This is a genomic window from Hydrocarboniphaga effusa AP103, from assembly GCF_000271305.1.
Taxonomy (GTDB): Bacteria; Pseudomonadota; Gammaproteobacteria; order Nevskiales; family Nevskiaceae; genus Hydrocarboniphaga; species Hydrocarboniphaga effusa.
Map to the genome: position 1 here is coordinate 773,330 of NZ_AKGD01000001.1, position 16,324 is coordinate 789,653.

The 16,324-nt window shown below is 62.9% G+C and carries 13 protein-coding genes; 6 read left to right on the forward strand and 7 right to left on the reverse strand.

The genetic code is table 11. The annotated features are described in order from the left end of the window. The first annotated feature begins 156 nt into the window (after positions 1-156). Positions 157-1,071, forward strand: a complete 915-nt coding sequence (locus WQQ_RS03430; RefSeq protein WP_007183660.1) for a LysR family transcriptional regulator — start codon at positions 157-159, stop codon at positions 1,069-1,071. A 147-nt stretch (positions 1,072-1,218) separates the two neighbouring features. Here WQQ_RS03430 and WQQ_RS03435 read toward each other — a convergent pair whose 3' ends face one another. Continuing rightward, complete coding sequence (locus WQQ_RS03435; protein ID WP_007183661.1) at positions 1,219-3,252, reverse strand: DUF1302 family protein; 2,034 nt, start codon at positions 3,250-3,252, stop codon at positions 1,219-1,221. 550 nt (positions 3,253-3,802) lie between these two features. Between WQQ_RS03435 and WQQ_RS03440 the strand changes: the two genes are divergently transcribed. After that, positions 3,803-6,505, forward strand: a complete 2,703-nt coding sequence (locus WQQ_RS03440) for a winged helix-turn-helix domain-containing protein (RefSeq protein WP_007183662.1) — start codon at positions 3,803-3,805, stop codon at positions 6,503-6,505. Positions 6,506-6,705: 200 nt separating this feature from the next. Here the strand turns inward: WQQ_RS03440 and WQQ_RS03445 are convergent, their stop codons facing one another. The 6 genes from WQQ_RS03445 to WQQ_RS03470 all read right to left on the reverse strand — a co-directional run bounded on the left by WQQ_RS03445 (position 6,706) and on the right by WQQ_RS03470 (position 13,973). Next, on the reverse strand, positions 6,706-9,027 hold the full coding sequence (locus tag WQQ_RS03445) for a c-type cytochrome (protein ID WP_007183663.1): 2,322 nt from the start codon (positions 9,025-9,027) through the stop codon (positions 6,706-6,708). 161 nt (positions 9,028-9,188) lie between these two features. Then, positions 9,189-11,075, reverse strand: a complete 1,887-nt coding sequence (dsbD, locus tag WQQ_RS03450; RefSeq protein WP_007183664.1) for a protein-disulfide reductase DsbD — start codon at positions 11,073-11,075, stop codon at positions 9,189-9,191. 5 nt (positions 11,076-11,080) lie between these two features. Next, on the reverse strand, positions 11,081-12,061 hold the full coding sequence (locus tag WQQ_RS03455) for an FAD:protein FMN transferase (RefSeq protein WP_007183665.1): 981 nt from the start codon (positions 12,059-12,061) through the stop codon (positions 11,081-11,083). A 7-nt stretch (positions 12,062-12,068) separates the two neighbouring features. Beyond that, a complete protein-coding gene (locus WQQ_RS03460; RefSeq protein WP_007183666.1) occupies positions 12,069-13,253 on the reverse strand; it encodes a DUF3570 domain-containing protein in 1,185 nt (394 codons plus the stop codon). Continuing rightward, positions 13,237-13,479: a DUF4266 domain-containing protein gene (locus tag WQQ_RS03465; RefSeq protein WP_050997557.1), complete on the reverse strand. Its 243-nt coding sequence runs from the start codon at positions 13,477-13,479 to the stop codon at positions 13,237-13,239. The genes WQQ_RS03460 and WQQ_RS03465 overlap by 17 nt, the downstream gene beginning before the upstream one ends. Next, a complete protein-coding gene (locus tag WQQ_RS03470) occupies positions 13,476-13,973 on the reverse strand; it encodes a TlpA family protein disulfide reductase (protein WP_040453516.1) in 498 nt (165 codons plus the stop codon). Before WQQ_RS03470 ends, WQQ_RS03465 begins: the two co-directional genes overlap by 4 nt. Before the next feature lie 129 nt (positions 13,974-14,102). On the opposite strand from WQQ_RS03470, the gene WQQ_RS03475 reads away from it, so the two are divergent. From WQQ_RS03475 to ccmE, 4 genes are all read left to right on the forward strand, one after another. Further along, on the forward strand, positions 14,103-14,495 hold the full coding sequence (locus tag WQQ_RS03475) for a hypothetical protein (RefSeq protein WP_007183669.1): 393 nt from the start codon (positions 14,103-14,105) through the stop codon (positions 14,493-14,495). A 131-nt stretch (positions 14,496-14,626) separates the two neighbouring features. Next, positions 14,627-15,388 carry a heme ABC transporter permease gene (locus WQQ_RS03480; protein WP_007183670.1) on the forward strand — a complete coding sequence of 254 codons (762 nt, stop codon included), beginning with the start codon at positions 14,627-14,629 and terminating at the stop codon, positions 15,386-15,388. A 250-nt stretch (positions 15,389-15,638) separates the two neighbouring features. Continuing rightward, complete coding sequence (gene ccmD / locus WQQ_RS23540; protein ID WP_237715005.1) at positions 15,639-15,812, forward strand: heme exporter protein CcmD; 174 nt, start codon at positions 15,639-15,641, stop codon at positions 15,810-15,812. Continuing rightward, on the forward strand, positions 15,805-16,302 hold the full coding sequence (gene ccmE, locus WQQ_RS03485) for a cytochrome c maturation protein CcmE (protein WP_040452936.1): 498 nt from the start codon (positions 15,805-15,807) through the stop codon (positions 16,300-16,302). Before ccmD ends, ccmE begins: the two co-directional genes overlap by 8 nt. Positions 16,303-16,324: the final 22 nt, after the last annotated feature.

Consider the following 16,324-nt stretch of genomic DNA (forward strand, 5'->3'; position numbering starts at 1 on the left):
GCGACTCGCGTTGCGGTCGCGTCGTGTTCTGTCGCTTTTCTAGTTGTCTGGCCGCGCCGCGAGCGATCGTCGGTCGGTCGCGGCTTGCCGAGGTGGCATGTTATGAACCGCGAGGGGATAAAATAAGATGTCAGTAAATGCTCCCTGATAGCAAAAATGGATAACCTGACCCTCGTGAAGATCTCGGCCCTTCGGGATTTCCTGGCCGTCGTCGAACGCGGCAGCGTCCACGCCGCGGCGCGGCATCAAGGCGGCGCGCAACCCACGGTGAGCCGCAACATCCGCGAGCTCGAACGCAGGCTCGGCGTCGTGCTGTTCGAGCGCAGCGCCAAGGGCACGCAGCTGACGCCGATGGGCAAGGTGTTCTACGCGCGGGCCAAGTCGGCACAGACCGAATTGCTGCGCGCGCAGGAAGAGCTCGCGCAACTGCGCGGAGAGACCCACGGGCACGTCACCGTCGCGCTATCCACCGTGGCGCAGATCTCGCTGCTGCCCGATGCGCTCGAGCCGTTTCGCGATCGCTATCCGGGCGTGCGTCTGAACGTCATCGATGCGCTGTTTCCGCGCGTCGAAGGCGTACTGCGCAACGGAACCCTCGATTGCTACATCGGCCCGGTTCCGGAGGATGTGGGCCCCGACTTCCGGGTCGAGAAGCTGTTCGACAACACCCGCGTCGTGGTCGGGCGCAAAGGACATCCGCTCGGCAAGGCGAAGTCCCTGCGCGAGCTCGTCGACGCGGAATGGGCGACCACCACGGTGACGCCGAAAGCCGACGACGAGCTCGCGCCGCTGTTCGCCCACTACGGGCTCAAGGCGCCGCGCTCGGTCATGCAGCTGCACTCGGCGCTGACCACGCTGGTGCTCATCGGCAAGACCGACCTGCTCGTGCTGCTGCCCGTCCAATGGGTCCATTCGCGACTGTGGAGCGACGAACTCGAGACGATTCCGGTCAAGGAGGTGCTGCCGGCGCCGGCGATCAACATCGTGCGCCGCAGCGCCCTGCCGCTGACGCCGGCGGCCGAGTACTTCTGCGACATGATTCGCAGGGTCTCGGCCAATCTTCCGGCCTAGTCGCGGCGCACTGCGCGGGCGCGCGCGATCGTGTGAGGCAGCTAGGCCGGAGCGAAGGCAAAAAAAGGCCGGCAAGCTGGAGGAGCTGTGCCGGCAGAAGCCAACTTGCCAAGAGCGATGTTGTTGAAGCTCTACATCAACTCCTCATCAGAACTGGTACCCGAGACGCACGCCGATCTCGTCGGCGAAATCGATCGTCGAGATGATGTTGTCGTTGTCGTTCCCTCCGAGGTCGCCATTCAGATAGGTGTAGTACACCTCGGCCGAAAACGGACCGCTCGGCTTCCAGCGCAGGCCCAGCTGCGTCATCAGGCCGCCGCGCGTGTCGTAGAGCACCGACGCGTCGATGCGATAGACCAGGTTCGGAAACGGCTGCTGGAACGCGAACACGAGGCCGTCCCAGCCACCGCTGATTCCGCCCGCGGAATTGCGCGAGTCGCCGTTCATGCCGTCGAGCAGGCGCCCGTAGAGATCGCTCTGGGTCCGATGCTCCCACTGGAACACCATGTAGGTGGCCGGGAAGCTCGCGGAGAAGCGCTGATACTTTTCGAGCACCAGGGCAGTGATCCACTCGGAGCGCTCGTCGTAGTTGCGCGACAGATTGGTGGCGGTGAACACGCGATCCGGCGTGTACAGGGCCTCGACGTTGATGATGAGCTGATCGAGCAGCGAGCCCGGCTCGCTGTCGATCGTGTAGCTCGCACCGAAGCCGAAGTTGTTCTCGCGCTTGTACTCGCGTGCCAGATGGCCGCGCAATCCGCCCGAGAGCTGGAAGAACAGATCGAGTTCGCGCATCGCCGCTTCGTCCGAGCCGACCGGCATGGCGAGCAGTGCCGCCGTGGCCGGAAACTCTTCGATCGAAGCATTGAGCGCTTCGAGCGCCGACAAGCGAACCATGCCCGCGTACGTGAACCATTCGGTCGCCGAGACGACGCCGGTGGGATCGATCTCGTAAGGCGTCTGGGCGAAGATCGGGCCCGCAGCCGAAATGCCGCCGTCCTGATCGAGCGGAACACCCAGCACCTGCGCGACCGTTGCGGTCAGCGGCGGCACCACGTTGGCGCGCGGGCCGGGCAATCCACGATCCACGCCCGATTCGGTCCAGCGCAGCACACCGTCCGGGTTGTAGCGATACGAATACGCGAACTGCAGGCCGATATCGCTGGCCTTGCCCTTCAGCCTCACGCCGTAGTTGAGCTTGTCGTCCACATCCCGGAAGCGATCGTGGATCGTGAACTGCGACGCGATGAGGTTGTACGGCGTGTTCGGATTGGCGTAGACGGTCGGCTGGAACATCTGCGCGAAGGCATCGATCTCCCATTCGTTGTTGATCTGGTACGAGGTGCGGATGGCCGGCGACGAGATGCGCTCGTCGGCGTATTCCTCGGGGGTGTAGTCGAGGAACAGGTGACGGCGCAGGTCGAGGCCGTTCGGCACGTCGAGCACGCGGAAGAACAAGGCCTGTCCCCACGCGATCTGCTGGTTGCCGAAACGAATCAGCAGCGGTCCGTTCTGATAATCCAGGGTCAGGAACGGCAGGTCCGCCATGTAGCGACGACCGCAGACTTCGAGCCGGTTCTGGCAACCGCCGCGGTTGAAGTTGTCGTACTCGAAATAGTTGGGCTTTCCGTACAGATGTCCGGACGCGCTGCTGCCGACCGCATCCGGATCGAAGTTGTCGTATTCGCCGAGTTCGTAGATGCCGCGGACCAGCGCACGCGCCGACCAGTTGTCGTTGAGCGACAGCTGGAAATCGAGATGCGTGCGGAACTGCTGCAGGTTGAACGTATTGTTGGCGGGCCGGCCCGTACGGGTTGCGGTATCCGGAACGGCGCACGCGTCGAACGGCGGAAAGCCGCCGCAGCGATCGACGGCCCGCTGGTTGAACAGATTGCCGCGCTGGTTGTACGGATTCTCTTCACCGGTCATGCGAATCGCGGTTTCGATGCGCGAGAAGCCGCTGAACGAAAAGCCCACGCCACTGAAGAAGCCACCGCTCTCGACCGTCATCGGCGCCGGCATCGGATCGGGGCTGGCTTCCTGCTCGCTTGGCGCCTCGACCGGTGTCTCCTCTGCGCTCTCCTGCGCATAGGCAGGCAAAGCGGACAACAGCGTCATCAAACCGAATCCAGCGAAAAGCGGCCGGGCACGCATGCCGGTGTATTTTTTCTGCACGTCCATTTCCCCTCCATCGTTTTTTAGTCGCCCGTCGCACAACAGGCGTAACGCCACAACTTCAATCTTCGAAATTCTCTTGCGACTCGCGAACACCACGCTCCCGAAACAACGCGCCGCAACGCTGACGATCAAACGTCGTGTTGCTGACGGCTGCGGTGTGATGGCGGGTCCCGAACGTCGATGCGTATTTCTGCACGTCGACAGATACCCGTGACTTCCTTGGCTTGCACGAAGCGCGATGACTGATCTCGTCGTGATGGAATATCGGCCCCTACCCTCGATTCTTCAACTACACCAAATGGGTAGCGGTACTGGGTAGCGCTGCGACTCGACATCGGGCGCTCTCGAGGTGACTGATTCGACAGGTTTGAATGCGTGTTTCGACTCGACGCTCGATCGAAAGCTTGCGCAAGTCTTCGTAGGCCGCACACCCACGGACTGCATATCGAAAAGAATCAGGGCTTTCGAAGCATTTCCTACCCGCTTCGGGTAGCGACACGGAGCACTTCAACTGGGGTATCGTTCAATCAGGAGAACTCCATCGATACGGGCAATGAATAAAACTACCCGCCCGGCCACAGCGCTGTCTGATGGCCTTTTTCGTCGATACAGCTCGTTCGTGACGACGAACAGTCAACGCATTCTTCGCGAGAGCATCCTCGAGCGGATCTTCGCCGAGACTTCGCCACCGATCGTGATCCTGCAGGCTCCGGCGGGCCACGGAAAATCGACGGTGCTCCAGCAGGTGCGCAACGAGAGCGCGGGACGTGGCGTGCGCTGCGGCTGGTTGAACCTCGACGAGTCGGACAACGATGCGAGCCGACACTCGAGTCACCTGCAACGGCTACTGGGGCAGATCTTCAAGAGCGATGGCCCCTTGCTGGAACGGCCGGCCGAATCCGGCGCCGCGGCCGCAAGCCATAAAAAACCGAGCGACTGGTTCATCGACCAGCTCGAGGCCGACGCCAGCCCCACCGCCTTGTTCCTCGACGAGTTCGAAGTACTGTCCAACCGGGCGATCCTGTCGTTCTGGAAGGATCTGCTCTCGAAGCTGCCGCTGCATGTGCGCGTCTACATCGCCACTCGGGCGCTTCCCGATATCGGAATGCCGCGGCTCAGGGTCGCGAGCAAGATCCTGCTGCTCCAGTCGACGGATCTGTGCTTCTCCCTCGACGAGGTGCACGAATTCTTCGCCGCGAGCGGCACGCTGCCGATGGAGTCGGGCGACATCGAAACGGTTCATCGATGCACCGAAGGATGGCCCGCGGCGATCCAGCTGTTTCGGCTCGGACTCTCGAAGAAGCAGCCCTCCGACGCCCTCCAGCGCATCGACCGTTATCGGCCGCGCGAACTCGCGGACTATCTCACCGAATGCGTCCTCGAAGGCCTCTCGCCCGACACGCAAAATTTTCTCGAGCGCACGTGCATTTTGAATCGGCTCGGGGCACAGGTCTGCAACGTCCTGACCGGGCGTTCGGATTCTCACCAGCAGTTGCTCAGGCTCGAGAAGTTCGGGCTCTTCGTCAGCCCGCTGGACGACAACCACACCTGGTTTCGCTATCACACCCTGCTCGCGACGCACCTTCGGGAGCTGCTGCTGAATCTGCATCAGGCCAAGTTCCGAGCCCTGCACAGGCAGGCCGCGGAGTGGTTCTACGAGAACGGCATGTACGACGACGCGATGCACCACGCCGTCACCTCCGCGGACCATGCCCTGTCCGCCCAGATACTCGAAAAATGGTCCGAGCAGCTCGTCACCGACGGCGAAATGACCATCGCGGAACGGTGGTTCGACTGCATCCCGATCCACGAGGTCGCGTGCCGCCCCATCCTCAAGCGCAGAATGATCTGGGCGCTCATATTCTTGAGGCAGCACGCCAAGGTGTTCGCGCTCATGGGGTCGGAGAATCCGTCCGACTGGTATCCGGACAATGCGAACCTGATCGACCTGCCGGCGGTAGCGGTGGCCACGATCTGCTACGGAGACATGGCCAAGGCCTTTGCTCTTGTCGACAAGGTCTCGGAGCTCGGGGCCACACCGGACCGGTTCACCGCCTTCGAGCTCGCCGCCGCCGCGAATCTGGATTCCTTCCGCCTCCTGGTCATCGGTGACTTCCGGCAATCGGAAGTCAGGCTCGCCACCGCCCAGGCTTTCAACAGCACCGCCAAGGCCTTTTTCACGGTCGGGTATACGGACAGCGTCAGGGGCGTCGCCCTCCTGCTGCAGGGACGCATTCAGGAGTCGCTCGACGTGCTGCGCAGCTCCCTCACGGCGCAGCGGCGCGCACTCGATGCCCCGTTCGCCATCGCCCCGCTCGCGGCGTGCTACGTCTGGGCGCTTTATGTCGCAGACGATTGCGCCGCGGCGGTGGAAGTTCTCGGTGAGTATCGAGAGATGATTCTCAAGTCCGCGATCCCCGACTTCTTCACTGTCGGCGTCGTTTCGGCTGCGCGCGCCTATCGTGTGCTGGGACAGCACGCGGACGCCAACTCGCTGCTGTGCGAAGCCGAGGCGCTTTGCTTGTTGAGCCGATGGTCGCGAGCCCTTTGGCTCATTCGGCGTGAACGTCTATCCGCAAGCGCTTCGCCTCACGCCCGGGATACCCTGCCGAACGCCGTGCTTCCCCAGGCGGGTCGATCCGAGAACTGGATGCCGTTCGGTGAGCTGGCCACTGAATCGCATCTCGCACCGATACGGCAGTTGATCCGGCAGAAGCAATACGATGAAGCGATCTCCGATATCGCTCGAATCGCCGAGAAGCATTCCGAATCGGCATTCGTCAACGCGCAGCTCGGGATCGTCAAGGCGATACTTCTGGACGCGCGAGGCATGCACAAGCCCGCAGCGCGGCAATTCGCTGCCGCCCTGAAGCTCTGTCATGACGGTGGCTACATCCGCTTTTTGATAGACGAGGGAAAGCCGATCCGTCATCTCCTCGAAGGCTTTCTGTCCGCGACACAGCTGACGGGCGAATCGCCGATCCGAACTTTCGCATCGGAGGCCTTGAATCGGATTCAGGGGTTTTCGGGCCAGATGCAGGACTCGGTTCCGGCATCCGCCATCGATCTGGGCGCGTTCAGCTCCCGCGAGCGCGAAATCATCGATTGCCTGCGCCAGAGAATGTCCAACAAGGAAATCGCGGTGGCGACCAACATCACCGAAAACACCGTGAAATTCCACTTGAAGAACATCTTCGGAAAGCTGGGCGTGCAGAGCCGCACAGAAGCTTTTTCTCTGGTCTCCCACATCAAGTAAGCGGCGAGAAGCACAGGCTTCGGGGCAAAGCTCCGATCTTCGTCGTCGGCCGATGGCGCGGACCTGATTCGGGCGCCGATTCAGGCACTGACTCAGGCGGCCCAGACGCCCGCTCGCAACACCCTCACAAACAGCAGCTCAAAAAAAACGGCTGGAGCCGGATCTCTATCCGGCTCCAGCCGTCATTGCTGCGCGCTCGTTTAGAGCGTCTTCAGATACTCGATGATGGCCCGACGCTCCTGCTCGGTCAGCACGTCGCTGAACTCATGACCACCGTTTCCGTTCGCATGCCGCTTGGTGTTGACGATCATGCGCGTATCGGGAGTCGACGGCCCGCGCAGCGGAGGCGTTCTGCTGGCGGTCTCCGCGATGGTCGGCTCTTCACGATACGGAACGCAAGCCGTGAAGTTGTCGGGAGAATCCTGTATGCAGGCGAGCACGTCGTGCTTCCAACCCATGTGCTCGAAGTCGTAGGCATCCAGGCTGGTGTCGAATCCGGAGATTCCGCCTTCCGCCTTGACCTTGCGGCGCCAGTAGTCCGGGCGCTTGCTGGAGTCGAGCACGGCTTCCACGGTCGGCACGGTGCCGTTGTGGAAGTAAGGTGCCGAAGCCCACACACCATGCAGCGGCGGCGCCAGATAGCCGATGGTTCCGGGTCTCCAGCCGCAAACACCCATGGGGCGACTCGCCGCCAGCGTGTCATCCGCGCGCTCCTGCTCGGGCGTCTTGGTGTTGGGGTCGATGTAAGCCGGCGACGTTTCCGGATACGACCACCAGCTGGTCTCCCAGACATCCGCGAAGACCCCTGCAAGCTGGTCCGCACGGTTGGTGTCCGTTCCGATGACCGACTTCGGCGAGATGCTGGCGGCGATACCGGCCAGGTCCGGGCTCACGAGGAACTCGGGGTCGTTCACGAACTGCGGCGAATACGCGCCGTGGCAGGACGCACAGGAGCCGTTGCCGCCAGGCGGACGCGGCCTGCTCGCATTGCCCTGCTCGAGCCAGAGGTTCTTGGCGTGGAACAGGATCGCGCCCTGCTCGGCCAAGGCCGTATCGATCTCCTGCGGATAGGCAGGCGACTTCAGCGACTCTACCCACGTCTGCGTCGCTGCTCCATGACGATCGATGTAGGCGCGCCGCTCTCTGCCGAGCGGCGAAGAGTTTGACGAGGCTGCGGCGAGATCGATGCGAACCGAATCCATCGCGACGCCACCATCGAAGAACTTGCGCGCCCTGGAGCCCGTATTCCACCAGCTCGGCGTGTCCTGCAGCGACGGCATGTGGTTCGCCGGGTACTTCGAGAAGTCGAGGAAGCCGGCTACCGAGTCGATCGAATCCCAGTCGTAAGAAACGAACTGAAGAATTTCGAAGCCGGTGACCGCATCGCTCTGTCCACGCTGCAGCGTGTTGCTGTACCCGATGGAGTTTCCGACGCCGTACATCGTGCCCAGGCCCTCGCCATCCGCGTCGGTTCCGACCTCTCCCACGTGGCAGCTGGCGCAGTTGGTCGTGCCGATCATGCCGGTCCAGTTGCCAGCCGCGTCCTTGCGCTGACGGAAGCCGAACGGCAGCTCGCCCGATCCACCGTTGACGCCCGGCGCATTGGGATCTTCACCAGGCAGCGGATAAGGATTGTGATACGTCGCGCGCGCACGGCCGGTCCTGAGACGGAGAACCTCATCGAAGTTCGCGGGCTCGGCGGTCAGGCCCCAGTCCCTCCACTGCTCGCGCCATTGGGCTGCCGTTCTCACCGGTCCGTAACTTGCAAAGCCTTCGCTCATCAAATGCCAGCCCGCATCGCGCTTGGCGCGATACTCGCCGCAGGTCTTGGCCTCTTGAGCCTCGACCGGCAAATCAGCGCGGCAGTCTTCCCAATAGGCATTGAAGAAAACCGCCTTGCCGCTGTTGTAGCCGGCCTTGATCAGCTTGCGCGGATCGGTCGGCAGCACCGTGGCATCGGGACGCGGAGCGTCGCCATTGGGGCCTTCGCAGTAGCGCTCACTGAACGAGCTGCCGTGGTTGCTGCCGAGCAAGGGCTGCGGCGCGGGCGTTACACCACCACCGGCTTCGGCGATGCGCTGCATGCACTGATCCGGATTCTCGAAGCAGCTGAGCACCACGCGCATGTCGCGGTACGCATTGCTGCTCTGCGGCCACGGAGAGCCGCCGCTATGCGGATCGGCCTGGCCTGAGGACATCAGCAGGATTCTCGAGACCGGATTGTTCCTGTCCATCGCTTCCCAAGAAGCCCGCAGCAGCGCCATGTCCTGGCTTCTGTCCGTGCTGAGGTGCATGCGCTCTCCCTCGGGCGTATCGGCGACACCGCCACTGACGTGGCAGCTCACGCAGTACGACATCGTGGGTTCGACTCGAGCTTTGTAGAACTCGTCGACATTCGCGAACTCGGTGGGCTCCGTCGGCCCGCCGCCGTTGTTCGCAGTGCCCCCGTCGTAATTGCCTGAGCAAGCCGTAAGCAGGGAAAGCCCCAGCCACGGCAGTAACCTGGGTATACCAATGTTCATGTTGACTCTCTCCTCAGTGATTCATTGATGCCGATGTTCGAAGCGCCGCGCGAACTCACTTGCCGGCTGGTGGTTGCGCATCGAAGCACTCGCAGTTGTAACGAATCCGAACGCCGCTGGCTCCTACCCAGCTTGAGTAGCTAGCGCGCCGGTTTCCTCTCTCAAGGCAAGCGTTTCCCGTGCACGGCACCGACGTGCCTCGTGAAATTTTCCGCGTCGACGAAACCGGCGATGCGGAAGGATTCGAGCTCCCGACCGTCGCGATCGAAGAAGATGGTGGCGGGAGCCCCATACACGCTGAAGCGCTTGAGCAGGCGGCTGTCTTCGCTGTCGTTCGAGGTGACGTCGGCCTTCAACAAGACGAACGGTCGCAATGCACCGACGACTGCAGGATTGGAGAACGTGTAGCGCTCCATCTCCTTGCAGGACACGCACCAGTCCGCATAGATGTCGAGCATCACGGAGCGCCCGGCTGCCGCGGCCGCCGCGATCTCGCGGTCCAGGTCCGCTTCGTTCTTCACGCTGCGAAACATCGGCTCGCCGGAGCGTTCGGCACGCGCATCGGGTTCGCCCGCGAAGCGGGCGAGTGGAAGCAAGGGATCCGACGATCCCGCTCCGACACCGACAAGCAGCATCGCCCCGTACAACAGCGACATCAGCGCCAGCGCACGAATGGGAGCTGGAGCGAAGTGCTGGTCCCTGGAGCGCAGCGAAAGCCCCCACAGGCCCGAGCCGATCGCCAGCACGGACCAGGCGATCATCTTGATCGGCGCCGGAAGCAAACCCTGCACGGTGTAGAGCGCGAGCGCCAGAAACAGGATTCCGAAAACCGATTTCACCGCCTCCATCCACGCGCCCGCTTTGGGCAGCAGCGATCCTGCCGATCCGCCGACGACCAACAGCGGCAAGCCCATGCCGAGTCCACTGGCGTACAAGGCAGCGGCACCGCGCAGCACTTCTCCGGACTGTCCGATGACCGCCAGCGCGGCGACCACGGCCGGAGCCACGCAGGCAGTGACGACGAGCGCGGAGAGCCCGCCCATGATGAAGGTGCCGACATAGGTTCCGCCGCGCTGGCGGTTGCTGGCGAGCGTCAGCCGGGTCTGCAAGCTGCTCGGCAATTGCAGCGTAAAGAAGCCGAACATCGCCAGCGCCAGCAGCACGAACAGAACCGCGAACGCGGAGACGATCCAGGGGTTCTGGAAAAATGCCTGCGGGGCTTGCCCGATCGCCATCACCGATATCGCACCCGCGATCGCATAGGTGAGTGCCATGCCTTGCACATAGGTCATCGCCAGCGCCAGCCCCCGACGCGGCGAGCTGGCTCCCTTGGCGCCGACGATGATGCCCGCCAGGATCGGAATCATCGGCAGCACGCAAGGCGTCAAGGACAACAGCGCCCCGAGTCCGAAGAACGTCGCGAGCACGGCCGACAGGCTTCCATTGCGAATGAGCTCGGCCAGCCGGCCCTGCTCGGATACCACGACCGTTGATTCGCGATCGGCGATTTCTTCGGACGTCGATTCGACGACGCCATTGCCATTGCCATTGCCATTGCCGTTGGCGGACGCGGGCAACGCTGCGTCGGAAACTCCGGCGGTGCTTCGCCAGGTCAGCGGCGGAAAGCACAGCCCCTTGTCCGCGCAGCCCTGCAACTTGATCTCGATCGGAATGCCGCCACTGCGATCACCGGTGGCACGAAACGGCAAGGCGAAGGCGACATGTCCCCGATACACCTCCTGCCGGCCGAAGAACTCGTCCTCGTGCTGCTCGCCCGCAGGCCACTGCTGCTTTCCAAGCTCGATCGAATTGTCCGGCGAGCTGAAGCTCAGGCGCTTGCGATACAGGTAGTAGCCCGGCTCGATATCCCAGCTCGCGACGACGGTTTGGCCATCGATCCGCAGCGAGTACTTGAATGCCTGCTCCGGCTTCAGGAACGCGCCGGCATCGGCGGCCAAAGCCGGCGCCAGCCACCACAGGCCGATCGCCACGAGTGCGGCTTGCAGGTATCGCCAGAGCGATACGACCCGGAAAGATTGCGCGTACATCGGCCTCATCTCGAACTCATCGTCTGCTTGATCGCAGCGCGCCATGCGTCGGAACTCTCACCCGGTCGATAGTCCATTCGAGCCGCGCTTCGATGATCGATGCTGCCGGTGACCGTGCCGTCTCGATGCGCCGCGATCCAGGGCAGACCCAGATTGCCGAGCCAGGCTTTTCCGTCCTTTTCCTTGAGCATCGCGATCGTCGTCGCCGTTCCCGCAACCAGACATTGACTCGCGATCACGCTGACGGCGGACAGCTCGCCGACCGGCCATCCCGTCATCGGATTCAGGATGTGGCAATAGCGCTTGCCGTCCTGCTCGAAATAGCGTTCGTAGTCGCCGCTTCCCGCCACCGCGCCGGCTTCGAGATCGACCACGGCCATCGCCCGCGCCGTATCGCGCGGATGCTGGATTCCGACACGCCAGGGTGAGCCGTCGGGATGCGGCCCGACCAGCACCAGATCACCCGACAGATCGACCAGACCATGCTCGATATCGTGTCGACGCAGAATCGCAGCTGCGCGATCCGCCGCGTATTCCTTGCCGAACCCGCCGAAGTCGAGCTGCATTTCCGGCAGCGGCAGCTTGATTCGAGGCCTGTCCCACTTCACGCGATGCCAGCCGACGAGCTGCAGCAACTCCTGGATCTGCGACTGCTCCGGAACACGCCCCGAGCGGAAATCCCAGGCCCTGCGCAGCACACCCGAGGTGATGTCGAACAGACCATCGCTCTGCGCGTAGGCCGCATCGGCGTAATCGAGCAGCCCCGCGGTTTCATCGTCGACCTCGATGCCGACATCCGATCCCGCGAGGCCGTTGATACGGCTTACGACGCTATCGTCCCGGTAGCGCGAGTACTTGCGTTCGATGCGAAGCACTTCGGCCTGTACCGCATCGGCCGCCGCCGCGCAGGCCGACTCGCTACGTCCGTAGATCCTCAGCGTGCACGGGCCACCCAGCGCACGGAACGTGTAGCCGTACGGTTCCATGACGAGCCTAGAAAACCCGCCTCACTCTGAGCTGCAGGCTCGTGTACTCGACCAGACCCGGGTTCGCCGTGTCGACGCTCTTCAGCGCGAAGCGCTTGTTCGCCTCGTAGTACTCGACGCCCGCTGCGATGTTCCAGGCACCGATGGCTTTCGAGACATCGATTCGCCCGCTCAGCGCTCCGAACGGAGACAAGCGATAGTCGCTCGATGCGAAGCCATCGGCGCGCGGAGCGGCGTAGTACGGCTCGTAGAAGAACGCCTGGCTCTGCGAGTACCAGCGAATCGTCGGCGTCACCGTCCACGAATCGCCGAGCCGCTGATACCAGGCCGCTTCGAGGGTGTGCGACTGCATCTCCCAATCGTCGTCATGGAAGCGATAGTCGACGTGCAGCGCCGCGTTCGCGGCTTCGACCTTGTGCCGCAGGCGCGCGCCGACGGCGACGGACCGCCGGCCATCCGGTCGGCTGTCGTTGACGACGTTCGAGAAGCTCTGGATCCAGGCGAGCTTGTACGGATCGCTCAGATAGCCGTCCGCGTCGGAGTAGCTCAAGCTGCCCTGCACCACCGTATTCGCATCGATGACCAGTGCGGCACCACCGTACAGCGTCCATGACTGGCGATCCGCTTCGGTGATGCGCGTCGGAAAGCGCGTGCTTCCGCCTTCTGTCGGATCGAGCTTGTCGTCGGAATATCCAACCCCGCCGCTCCACGTGAGCGTCTTCGACTCGTTCTCGATCTCGAACTCGATGCCGCCGTTGACGGCCTCGTAGTCGTCCTCGGTCGAGTATCCCGCGGTGAGACCGATCAGCACGTCCTTGACGGGCTTGGACCACTTGCCCTGAATGTCGACGCGTTCCTCGCGGATGCTCGCGCCACTCATCACCTGGACCGGCTTGCCATCCGTTCCGGGCGTGACGTACCAGGGCGAGGCACCGCTCATCGTCTCGTAAGTCAGATCGAGATTGACCGAGCTCGCGTCCAGCGGCGCGACGATCCTGAACAGATGCGACTGGATGTCGTAACGCGACTCGTCGCGGCCCGTCGCCGTTCGCGATCCCGAAATGTCCTGCTCGCGATACTCACTGAAGAGATAGCCGACTTCGACGCCTTCCGCCGCAGCGACCGACGGAAGCGCCATCGCGGCCTGGGTCAGCGCGATGAGCGCCAGAGATTTGTTAGTTGCTGCAGCCACAGCCCCCTCCCCCTAACGTTGCTCCACCGGTGGCCGCTTCCTTGCTGAACTCCACATGGCGCCGATAGCTTGCGAGCATGGGATCGGGATCCCAGCCCATCTCGGCCTGCGCCAGGGTTCCGCGCTGCCACGGCTTCACCTCTTGAATGGAACAGCCGGCCAGCATCGACGATGCGACGAGCGCCAACGCTATGGCGCCAAGACTTGCAGAACGTGTGTATCTCATGACCTCCCCTCCACGGCTTTTTTGATGAGATCCTCGAGTTCGGATAATTCGGACGGCTGATATCCGACGTTGACGTGGCGGACGATTCCGTCACGATCGATCAAGTACCCGGTGGGCATTCCCGGCGCGTCGAAACGACTCGCCCAGCTGCCTTCCGGATCGAAGACGATGGGAAACTTCACCGGTGTCTTCTTGAGAAAAGCCAACGCGTCGGGCTTTTCGGAATCGACATTCACGCCGACGACGATCAGGTCGTTCGACCATTGCGTTCTGAGGCGATCCAGCGCCGGCATCGAGCGACGGCACGGCGCACACCACGAAGCCCAGAAATCGATGTAGACGACCTTGCCCTTGAAGCTGTCGAGTCGCTGCCATGCACCCGACTGATCTTGTGCCTCGAGCTGCGGAGCAGGCTCGCCGACGGAGACTGCGTGCGCAGACGCACTCATCGCAGCCAAAGCCACGGCAGCCAATCTCAATACGCTCATCTTCATTGGAACCTCTGCTGTTCGCTTGGCACGCACACGTGAAGGCATGTGTGCACACATGAGGCTAAGAGTCTCCACGCGAAGCCGAAGGGCCTCGTACCTCAGGCGTCTTCTTGCAGTCGCGATCTCTCATTTGTGATTGCGAATCCGTTCATCGGCTCGCTCATCGGCTTTTTATATTTCTGCGCCGGCTCCTCCAGCGCTGTTGCAATCTACGCAAAACTTTCGAACCCGCACTACTACCCGATGTGGGTAGGATTTTCGCTGCAGCGCAGCAATGAATCTGACGCCGTGATCGGCTTTTTCAGGCAATTCCAGGCATTTCTTCATCGAATGAAAATGCGAGACGTCAGTTCCACCTACTCTCCTTGGGTAGTAGATGCATCGGCGATTCGACTCCTACAGTCGGCCGACATGCGCTCGATCGCGGATCAGCAAGCTCCCATCCGAGGGGTCATGGAGAGACAAGCGCGACGTGATGGCAAAAGACCCTTGAGCAGCAAGCGCATCGCTGCGCTCGACGGATGAAGATTGCGGGTTTCCTCGGAGGGACGATCTGGTCCTTCTTGCACATTACCTCCCGATATCTGTTCGGGAGGTCTTCTTGAAGGCCCGCGCAAATTATCGATGCCGATACGGCACGCTCGGAGGAACAATCGATGGCGCGATCAGCACTGGACTGGACCTGGTTCCATCGACTCGCGTCTCCCCCCGCGTTCTATCGCCTGGCTGATCGCTGGGCGCCGCGGCTTGCGATCGCCTCGGCACTGCTGATCGGCTACGGCCTGGTCGGCGGCCTGGTGCTCGCGCCCGCCGATTACCAGCAGGGCGAAGCCTTTCGCATCATCTACGTCCACGTGCCGGCCGCATGGCTCTCGTTGTTCGGCTACAGCGCGATGGCGTCGGCGGCTTTCGTCGCCATCATCTGGCGCATCAAGCTCGCCGAATGCGTGGTGGTCTGCGCGGCTCCGGTCGGCGCGAGCTTCACCGCGCTCGCGCTCGTCACCGGCATGCTCTGGGGCAAGCCGATGTGGGGCGCGTATTGGGTCTGGGATGCGCGGCTGACGTCCGAACTCGTGCTGCTGTTTCTGTATCTCGGCGTGATCGCGCTGAACCAGTCTTTCGAAGACCCGCGCACCGCGGCTCGTGCCTGCGGCCTGCTTGCGCTCGTCGGCGTGGTCAACGTGCCGATCGTGCATTACTCGGTGGAATGGTGGAACAGCCTGCATCAAGGCCCGACGGTGTCGAAGATCGGCAAGCCGAGCATCGCCGCCGACATGCTGTGGCCGCTGCTGTCGATGAGCGTGGGTTGCATGACGTTCTTCGCCTGGGCGGTGATCCGGCGCGTGCAGAACGAATTGCTGCTGCGCGAGCGTCATTCGTCCTGGGTTCGTGAACGCATGCTGAGCTTCGATGTATAGGGCCTGTCAGCACGAATCCGCTCGCCGCGTTGTGGTCCGAGTTTCGATCAGGCCAGGCGCGACGAGGGAGTTTGGTGGCTCCAAACGACTGAGGAGCAACGCCGCATGATCGAAACTCGGACCACAACCCGAAGGGACGGGGCCGCTTTGGCGCATCGCGGCGTCAGTCGTCGCTCCTGTACGTCCAGTACAGCGCGCTCCTCCTTCCTTGCGCTGCGCCAAAGCGACCTCCGTCGCGGTGAGTGGATTCGTGCTGACAGGCCCTAGCTCCTTTCTCTCCATGGGCGGCTATGCCGCGTACGTCTGGGGCAGCTTCGGCGCGTTCGTGCTGGTGCTGGTCTGGAACCTCGTGACGCCCGCCCTGCGCCGCCGCAGCGTGATCCAGCAACTGGCCGAAGGCCAGAGCGAGAAAGACGATGACTAAGCGTCAAAGCAGAATGCTGTGGGTGGGCGTGCTGATCGGCGGGATCGCGCTGGCGGCGGTGCTCGGCTTCACGGCCTTTCGCAAGAACATGATGTATTTCTACACGCCGAGCGATCTGGTGGCGCAGAACGCGCCCAAGCACGCGCGGCTGCGGCTCGGTGGCCTGGTCGAGCAGGGCAGCCTGCAGCGCGGCGAAGGCCTGCTCGTGAGCTTCACGCTGGCCGATTGCGCGCAGAAGGTGAGGGTGCGTTACGACGGCATCCTGCCGGATCTGTTTCGCGAGGGTCAGGGCATCGTCGCCACCGGACAGCTCGGCGACGACGGCCAGTTCACGGCCGAAGAAGTGCTCGCCAAGCACGACGAAAATTACCTGCCGCCGGAGCTCGCCCAATCGCTGACGACGCCGGACGGCAAGCATTCCTGCGCACCGTTCAAGTCGGTCGATTCGATGCAGTCGGCCAGCGCGGAGCCGTTGCCGCTCGCCCGCTGAGGCGATCGCACTGCGCCGATCA

Coding starts and splice junctions, on each gene's coding strand:
- WQQ_RS03430 (WP_007183660.1), top strand. CDS start 157: ATGGATAACCTGACCCTCGTGAAGATCTCGGCCCTTCGGGATTTCCTG.
- WQQ_RS03435 (WP_007183661.1), bottom strand. CDS start 3,252: ATGGACGTGCAGAAAAAATACACCGGCATGCGTGCCCGGCCGCTTTTC.
- WQQ_RS03440 (WP_007183662.1), top strand. CDS start 3,803: ATGAATAAAACTACCCGCCCGGCCACAGCGCTGTCTGATGGCCTTTTT.
- WQQ_RS03445 (WP_007183663.1), bottom strand. CDS start 9,027: ATGAACATTGGTATACCCAGGTTACTGCCGTGGCTGGGGCTTTCCCTG.
- dsbD (WP_007183664.1), bottom strand. CDS start 11,075: ATGTACGCGCAATCTTTCCGGGTCGTATCGCTCTGGCGATACCTGCAA.
- WQQ_RS03455 (WP_007183665.1), bottom strand. CDS start 12,061: ATGGAACCGTACGGCTACACGTTCCGTGCGCTGGGTGGCCCGTGCACG.
- WQQ_RS03465 (WP_050997557.1), bottom strand. CDS start 13,479: ATGAGATACACACGTTCTGCAAGTCTTGGCGCCATAGCGTTGGCGCTC.
- WQQ_RS03470 (WP_040453516.1), bottom strand. CDS start 13,973: ATGAAGATGAGCGTATTGAGATTGGCTGCCGTGGCTTTGGCTGCGATG.
- WQQ_RS03480 (WP_007183670.1), top strand. CDS start 14,627: ATGGCGCGATCAGCACTGGACTGGACCTGGTTCCATCGACTCGCGTCT.
- ccmE (WP_040452936.1), top strand. CDS start 15,805: ATGACTAAGCGTCAAAGCAGAATGCTGTGGGTGGGCGTGCTGATCGGC.